This window comes from Candidatus Accumulibacter contiguus (assembly GCF_012940005.1).
Classification (GTDB): domain Bacteria; phylum Pseudomonadota; class Gammaproteobacteria; order Burkholderiales; family Rhodocyclaceae; genus Accumulibacter; species Accumulibacter contiguus.
The window spans coordinates 1-6,777 of sequence record NZ_SPMX01000145.1 but is presented as its reverse complement, the minus strand read 5'-3'; the positions used below and the strand labels follow the sequence as shown (position 1 = coordinate 6,777).

5 protein-coding genes are annotated in these 6,777 nt (G+C 60.2%); all 5 read right to left on the bottom strand.

The features are described 5' to 3' along the window. Window positions 1–2,537 (bottom strand): PglZ domain-containing protein (locus E4Q08_RS23725; protein WP_169072218.1); only part of this gene is annotated, 2,537 nt, incomplete at its 3' end. Then, window positions 2,534–2,719: a hypothetical protein gene (locus E4Q08_RS23720; RefSeq protein WP_169072217.1), complete on the bottom strand. Its 186-nt coding sequence runs from the start codon at window positions 2,717–2,719 to the stop codon at window positions 2,534–2,536. The genes E4Q08_RS23720 and E4Q08_RS23725, both read right to left, overlap by 4 nt. Then, entirely contained in the window at window positions 2,716–4,632 is a 1,917-nt protein-coding gene (locus E4Q08_RS23715; RefSeq protein ID WP_169072216.1) for a BREX-1 system adenine-specific DNA-methyltransferase PglX, read from the bottom strand. The genes E4Q08_RS23720 and E4Q08_RS23715 overlap by 4 nt, the downstream gene beginning before the upstream one ends. Then, window positions 4,625–5,485, bottom strand: coding sequence for a Fic/DOC family protein (locus E4Q08_RS23710; protein ID WP_169072215.1), 861 nt, complete (start codon window positions 5,483–5,485; stop codon window positions 4,625–4,627). Before E4Q08_RS23710 ends, E4Q08_RS23715 begins: the two co-directional genes overlap by 8 nt. Further along, window positions 5,482–6,777, bottom strand: a 1,296-nt coding sequence (locus E4Q08_RS23705; protein ID WP_211203552.1) for an Eco57I restriction-modification methylase domain-containing protein, incomplete at its 5' end; no start/stop codon positions are given. The genes E4Q08_RS23710 and E4Q08_RS23705, both read right to left, overlap by 4 nt.

Here is a 6,777-nt window from a genome sequence, read left to right as displayed (position 1 = left end):
AGGGTCTCGACATCCCGGATGTCGAGTTCGAGCAACTCGCCGGCCTGAAAGCGCGCCGCAGTGTGGAAGAACGCGGTCACGCTCTGTTCCTGCCCTTGCCCTTCAAGGCGCACTTCCTTGGGCTTGCCGGCGACAACGGAAACGATCTTGCCGTCGCCCTGCCGACGCACCACATCCAGCGAGAGCGTGCGACCCGTCTCGGAAAACAACGGCATCTGAGCAGCCGTGGCGGCGGTAGTCACCACGGGGCGCAAGATGACTTTCACCGCGGTCCGTTGCAACTCGTAAGTCGGCAGGACGACCTCCACACCCACTCGCTTCTCCTGTGCGGCAGGCCCGCGGGAAACAAGGTGCGGGATGATCAGTTCCTGGACGCTGGCGCCACCGTGTGAGAAGGACTTCTCGGCCTTGAAGAAGGCTAGGCCTGGGGGCACTGCCACACGCATCTCCGGATCCCAGGCGAACGGCAAACGCACAAGAGGCAGATCGGCGCTGGCCGGCACCAGCGCGAAGCGCTCCTTCAGCAGCAGGCACCAGGCTTTCTCACAGGGCACTTCGTTCGGGAGCTTGCTCTCGTCGAGGAGGATGAAACCGTGGTCGGTCACCAGGTGAACCCGCGTGTAACCCCAGCGGTGGAGCTTGCGCACCAGGCGAGCCAGGCGGCCGATCTCCAGATGGATGTGCCGGATCAGGCTTTCGGCCTGTCCATGCCCGATGTGGTCCACGTCCTCGTGGCCAAACACGACGAGCAACTCGCCCAGACCGGACGGGACACTCGCGTTCTGTTCGACGTCGGTGATGTCCCGGCAATCGGCGCCGAAGGCTTTAAGAAGGGCGAGCCGGTTTTCGCGCACCGAGGTGTCCTTGCCGTTAACCTTGAGGTGAAGCGTGTTGCCCTTTATCTCGACCGTCACCTCGCCATCACCCAGAGGGAGGAGGGCGGTCATTCCCACCGGAGTTACGGTGGGCAACACTGCCATGACAGGTTCCACCTCGACAGCATGGCCGCGGAGCTGGTCACGCACGGCCAGCGCACAGTCGTAGCGCAGAGCATCGACGATGACCACCGCGCGGCGGCCCTTGGCTTTCCACAGCGTCTGTTCCAGGCGTGACGTGACGCCGGGAACTCCCCTGGCCTTCAATGTTCCGCCATCGGCAAGGCGCTGGAAGAACGCATCGTTCAGCGCCAGAGCGTACGTAGCGTAGGCCCGGTCCGCTACACGAGCAACGGCGGAACGGCCTTCTTCGTCTGCGCCCTGGCGTAAACCGATGTGCTTCCACTCGATCGCACCAGCGTGGTCAACGTAGATGCGAACGAGATCGAACAGACTGCCCGCACTCTGCACTTTCGCCACGCCCTTGGCGCAATCGTCTCTGAACACGCACAGGTCGCGCAGGAGCGACCAATTCGTGCCGCCCGTGGCGCTGGCTTTGGCGAATTCCAATTCCTTGGCGATCAACTCGGTGTGACCTTCGAAGAACGCGGTCGTGCTGGAGTCCTTGGCCGCGGCAGCATCGAAGGCCTCGTAGGTCTGCTGCAGTCGCAAACACGAGAGATGGGGGAAACCAAAGGAGAGACCGGTGCGTCCCCTGGCCCAGGCGCTGAGGTCGAGTCTGGGTTCGACTGCCTCCACCCAGCGGTCCCAGGCTGCGCGGTACTCGGCGTCCCTGAGCCAGCGCTGCAGGAGCTGCTGATGGTGAGGCCGCACGGCGAGCGGCGGTAGCCGATCCGCGAAGGGAAAGTCGGCCGGCTCGCCGTAGCCTAGGAAGGTTTCGGTAAGGGCGAGGGCAGCCACCAGATTCTCTATCCACTCTTCGGGAGAATGAACCGGAACCTCAAAGCCGTAGCGTTCCCGTACCATCGACAGGAACTCCCGGTCGAGCCCTTCCTGTTGGAGCGTTTTCCAGGCGGTGTTAGGTTCCAGCGCGAGATCGAGAATGGTCTGGTCTACATCGCCGATCAGCCGGGACTGAGCCAGTTCGGGCGTGAGCTGGGTAGCCCAGAAAACGGCCGGGCGATCGGCGAACTTGGCCACATACTTGGCAAGTAGCGAGTCGCGACCGCCATCCCAGAGCCGTCGTTGGTCTGTGGGGTTGTCGGGCAGAGCTACACCAGCCAGCCGCAGGCAGCTGAAGAGCGTCGGCCGCTTGCCACCGATACGCCAGAGCACCCCACCCGTGCGGTACTCTTCGAGCAGATCGAGGCGCACGCCATCATCTCTGTCGGCAGCCACGTCCAAGCAGTCTTCGCTGACTGGCACGTAGAGCACGAAGCGAAGACAGCGGCGCGCCTCAGCGTTCGCCGCTTGCGAGAGAAGCTGGTGCACGCGATGCTTGAGCCAGATCTGGCCATGGTTCGCTCCCGCGTCGTACTCGAGCAACACGAATGGCGGCCGCTGCATCTGATCTAGGTGTGCCGTTAGTGCCGGCAGCAGACGGGCGAACTCTATCTTCTCATCGAACCAAAGGCAAATCTGCGCCCGCTTTTCGTGCTGAAAGCGCTGATCAAGCTGGCTCACGAGCGCATCGAGGATCATGGATCGACCGCCAAGACGCCAAGAGCGCCAGGAGACTGATGGGAGAGCACAACACGCTTGATACCTGACTTCAATTGGACCTTGATGGGCGCACCGATTACCGAGTGAGAGATCGAATCAAGTCGAGCCGATGGCTCTTCGACCTTATCCTTCTTGGCGTCCTTGGCGTCTTGGCGGTTCATCTCTTCCCTCCCACGCGCAGGACGCCGGCCTTCTCGAAAGGCTCGATATTCACCTTCACCCCATCGTCGAGGTCCGGATCCCAGCCCTTGGGTCGTTCTTCTGGCCGCTTCCAGGGCGTGAGGATGCGGTAGTCGCGCTCGCTGCCATCGGCTCCCTCGTGGTGCCCCTCCTGAATGAGCTGAAGTTTCCGGTCGAGGGCTTGCGCCTCCTCTACCTTGGCCTGCCATTCGAGCCGGTCATCGCTGCGACCCGCCTTGTCGGCGAGACCGGCTTCGCGCCGGAACTCCTCGATGGCATCGCGCAGATGACTCGCACGGAGCTTGGCCATGCGGTTCTTGTCGAAGCGGTGGTAGTGAACGAGAGCACCGAAGGCAAAGCGCGAGGTGCCTTGTGCCGTGGCAATGTGCCAGAAGATCGGCCGATTCTTGTAAAGCCCCGCGTGGTACTCGAAGAAAACGTTGTCGAGCCAGTCGTCGAGGCTTGCGCACTTGCGGTAGCCTTTCACCACCTTACTGAGCTCATTGGCGATCTCCACCTCGACCTGGTTGGCGTCACGATCCGGGAAGAGCATCGACAGTTCCTGGCGCACGCGCTCGACGAGCCGTGCCTCGCCGTTCACCGCGTTGAAGGGAACGATGCCGTCGTCGTCGGCTTCCACGACACGCTTGACTGAGTAAGAGAGCAGTCGCCAGACGTGTTCCATGCGTTTCTGCTGCAGTGACTTGCCAACCTGCTGCGGCCAAACTATCTCGGGTGGACGCTCGCCGAGACCTTGCTCGATCACCTTCCGCGTGGCGTCCGAAATCCCATAGAACTCGAATACTTCGTCATTCAATCGGGCATATACGCTTTGGATGCTTCTCTCTTCTTTACATTCGAGATCCGCCAAGATTTCCAGGCGACCAGCTATGGAAATGTCGTTCTCGATAACGTTACTATGCAGAATCCACGGAACTCTGAAGCGGCTAGAAACCTCATTTCCAGCGTCCCAGGTCGCCTTGCAGTCGTGGATTCTGTTCGCCATGTCGGCCAGCGCAGCCTTTGATGCCGCGGACATGCGTGGGACTGGGATCGATCCGATCGCCGTTGCTCCCCAATTCCGAGTCGCGACGCAATGCGCCAATGCGTCAAACAGCGTGCTGTTCATCAGAGCCAAGAACGGCATCAACAGCGTCTCATCAATCGGGAAGAAAGCCGGCGATGCAACCCCGAAAATCCCCGAGCTTGGAAGGACGCGGGCGTTGATCCCCAGATTCGTTGTCTGCATCCAAGTCACGCCCGAGCGAAAGTAGTCGCACTCTGACTTCACGAAGCGAGAGGCGCTGCCGTATTTCTCTGCAACAACGCTCTTGTACACCTTGCCGTCGTTTTTCCAATCGATTACCAGATCCCAGTCGGTGTAGAACCGTGAAAAATCGCCTCCCTTGGCGAAAGGAACCCAGGTTCGCCTTTCGGCCGCTACTATTACTTCCCAACGCTGGCGCGTGAAGCGATCGATCTCTGTGGTGTTCAGTCCGCTGCGTGTCACTCCGTAAGAGGGAGCAAGTGGAGGCAGCTCCTTGGCTAGTGGTGCTAGCCAAGCGATGTTTCGATAGGCCAGAAGGCTTCCCTCAATGAATCCGAAATCGCGGCGAGCAACGTTTTGGTACGGGGATGCCGGGTCGCCTAGCAGCGAACGTACGAACATCTCGTGACGTCGCTCGGGTTGACTTTTGATCGCCCGGAATGGCTCCAGATCGAAGAACACCGCGCGCTCACCTTCAGTTACCACATAGTAAGCGCGCTCTGCTTGTTCATGCGTTGTCTCGATGCCTTCGCGGGCTTGGGTGGATTGAATAGTGGGCACCATCAGCTCGCGCCTGAGATTCGGATTGGCGAGGATGCTGCGTATATCTAGGCGCCGCCTATTCATGAACAGACCTCCATTGGTCGGCGGCGCGGTCCTCCCATTCCGTGAGCAGCTTTGCCAAAGGTCCGTACTGTTTACCCAGTCTCCCGGCCTCGCAGGCCTGGATGTAGCGCCTATCGTCCGTATGGCGCTCGTAAGTTGTCAGTGGAAGCATGTTGTTCTGCATGAGAATGAGGTTACAGACAATAAAGGCCGTCCTGCCGTTGCCTTCGCGAAACGGATGCAAGGCCAAGAACTCGCACATGACCTCGGAGGCGTACTCGAATACCTCTCCATCGTCCTCGGACAACAGTGGTGAACGCGACAGCACGTCCCGCGCCAAGACATCAATGAGTGGCTGAATCCCGCCTGGAGGCAAGGGCCACCTGGTGGGTCCGTCACCCTTGTGCAAGGACACCGTCCGCCACTGACCGGCAAACGGATAGATGGCACCCATTAGCTCTACATGAACCTGTTGAATAAGTCGCACATCGATCGGGACTGGCGAGGGTCGTTGAACAAGCTCAGCAACAAGCTCCAGCGCCCTCTGAACTCCCTCGTCCTCTCGCCTGTCGAGTTCATCTTTCTCAAGACATCCCGCCCAATTGAGGCAAATCCCATCTTCAGTAACCACCCAATCCCAGTCGTCGTCGTAGTGATGCCAAGGATTCGCGACTACAATCGGCGAGCTTGGTCTAACTACCCGATTTGAAAGAACATCGATGCGGTTGGGGTCGAGCTTTCTTTGAGAGGCTGGAACTATGTAGAACTCGCCCTGCCTGCGCGCTTGGTAGTACTCCTGCGCGCCTTTGCCCACGCCGCTACGAAAACGAAACCCAAGATCCTGCTCTTCCCATCGCCAGAGAATGCGGCTCATCGATAGCCCCCTCTCAAGACGATCGCAGCAGCTCGTACGTTCGCGTCGTCGAGAATGCCAAGTCCCAACTCAAGCATTAGCAACAGTGGATTCCTCTTAAGAAGAATCTGCGCACGGAGGTTCTCGAAGCTTGCAAGGTTGGTGAATGTCGCGGAAACGAGCGCCCCCACATAGCCCTCGGGCTCCGTGAGCTGGGTCGCCCGGTCGATGAATGTGGCGTAGATGTCGTTGGCCGTGAGGGGGTAGGCAACCTTGACAAACTCCTTCACCTTGGGCACAAAAGCCCCGTAGGGCGGGTTCATCACCACCACATCGTAGTGCCGTGACAGGGTCTGCAGAAGCTTGAGGCCTCTGGCCGTGTCTTCTGCAAAAAGCCGCTCGCTCGGGTCGCCGCTGGCTTCAGCGGCCGCGTTTTCGATGGCAGCAAGCAACTCGTCCTGGATCTGCCGGGCCTCGTCGCCGAGAATCTGGCATTCCAGTACGAGTTGGCGTGCACGCTTGCGGTCCAATTCCTCAGCAAATTCGAAGGACTTTTGTGGTCCGGTTAGATCCACGATTGGTTTCTTGAAACCTTTTTCTCGTGCCCTAGTGTCTACCCAGTCATCCAGCACCCGCTCCACACTCTCGCGGACCTGGATCAGGCTGCCCAACTCGCCGACATGCTGGAGATTTTCCCAGAGGGTCTTGAAAAGCCGCTGCCGCAAGTCGGAGGCGCCGAGCCTGGCGCCGATGTGGTCGACGAGGGCCTGCAGGCGCTCGGCACCCAGGTCGACCGCGTTGGCGACCACCAGGTTGCTGCGGTGAACCTTCACGTCCAGTGGAGAAAAGCCATGCTTGAGGGCGGCCTCCTTGGTCGTCAGTAGCAGCGACAGCGAGGCGATCTGGATCGCTCTCGGATCGATGTCCACGCCAAACAGGTTGTTTTCGAGGATAGCCGCCGGGATATCGCGGGGCTCACGGATCGACGGTTCCGCAGGCCACCCCGGTTGGCCAGCATGTTCGATCTCGTCGAGGTACATGCGGTGGAACAGACCGAAGGCATACTGCCCAAAGTGCATGGTTCCGCAGGCCGGGTCGAGGAGCGTGATGTCCCGGGCGCGCTTGAACGTCGCGACCTGGCCATCCTCGCCTAGTCGTTGGTACCGAATACGCTCGCCAGTGCGTGGAACCAGATAGTCGGCAACCGGCTGGTCCGAGATCCTTTCGTCCGGCAGTGGCGGCGGTTCTGTGGGAGCGAGCGCCGAGCCTGGATGCATCTGAAGCCATAACCGGCCGAGCGTATTATCGACAAG

Excerpts from the sequence above, each read along its gene's own strand:
- E4Q08_RS23715 (WP_169072216.1), bottom strand. The coding sequence starts at position 4,632 with ATGAATAGGCGGCGCCTAGATATACGCAGCATCCTCGCCAATCCGAAT.
- E4Q08_RS23720 (WP_169072217.1), bottom strand. The coding sequence starts at position 2,719 with ATGAACCGCCAAGACGCCAAGGACGCCAAGAAGGATAAGGTCGAAGAG.
- E4Q08_RS23710 (WP_169072215.1), bottom strand. The coding sequence starts at position 5,485 with ATGAGCCGCATTCTCTGGCGATGGGAAGAGCAGGATCTTGGGTTTCGT.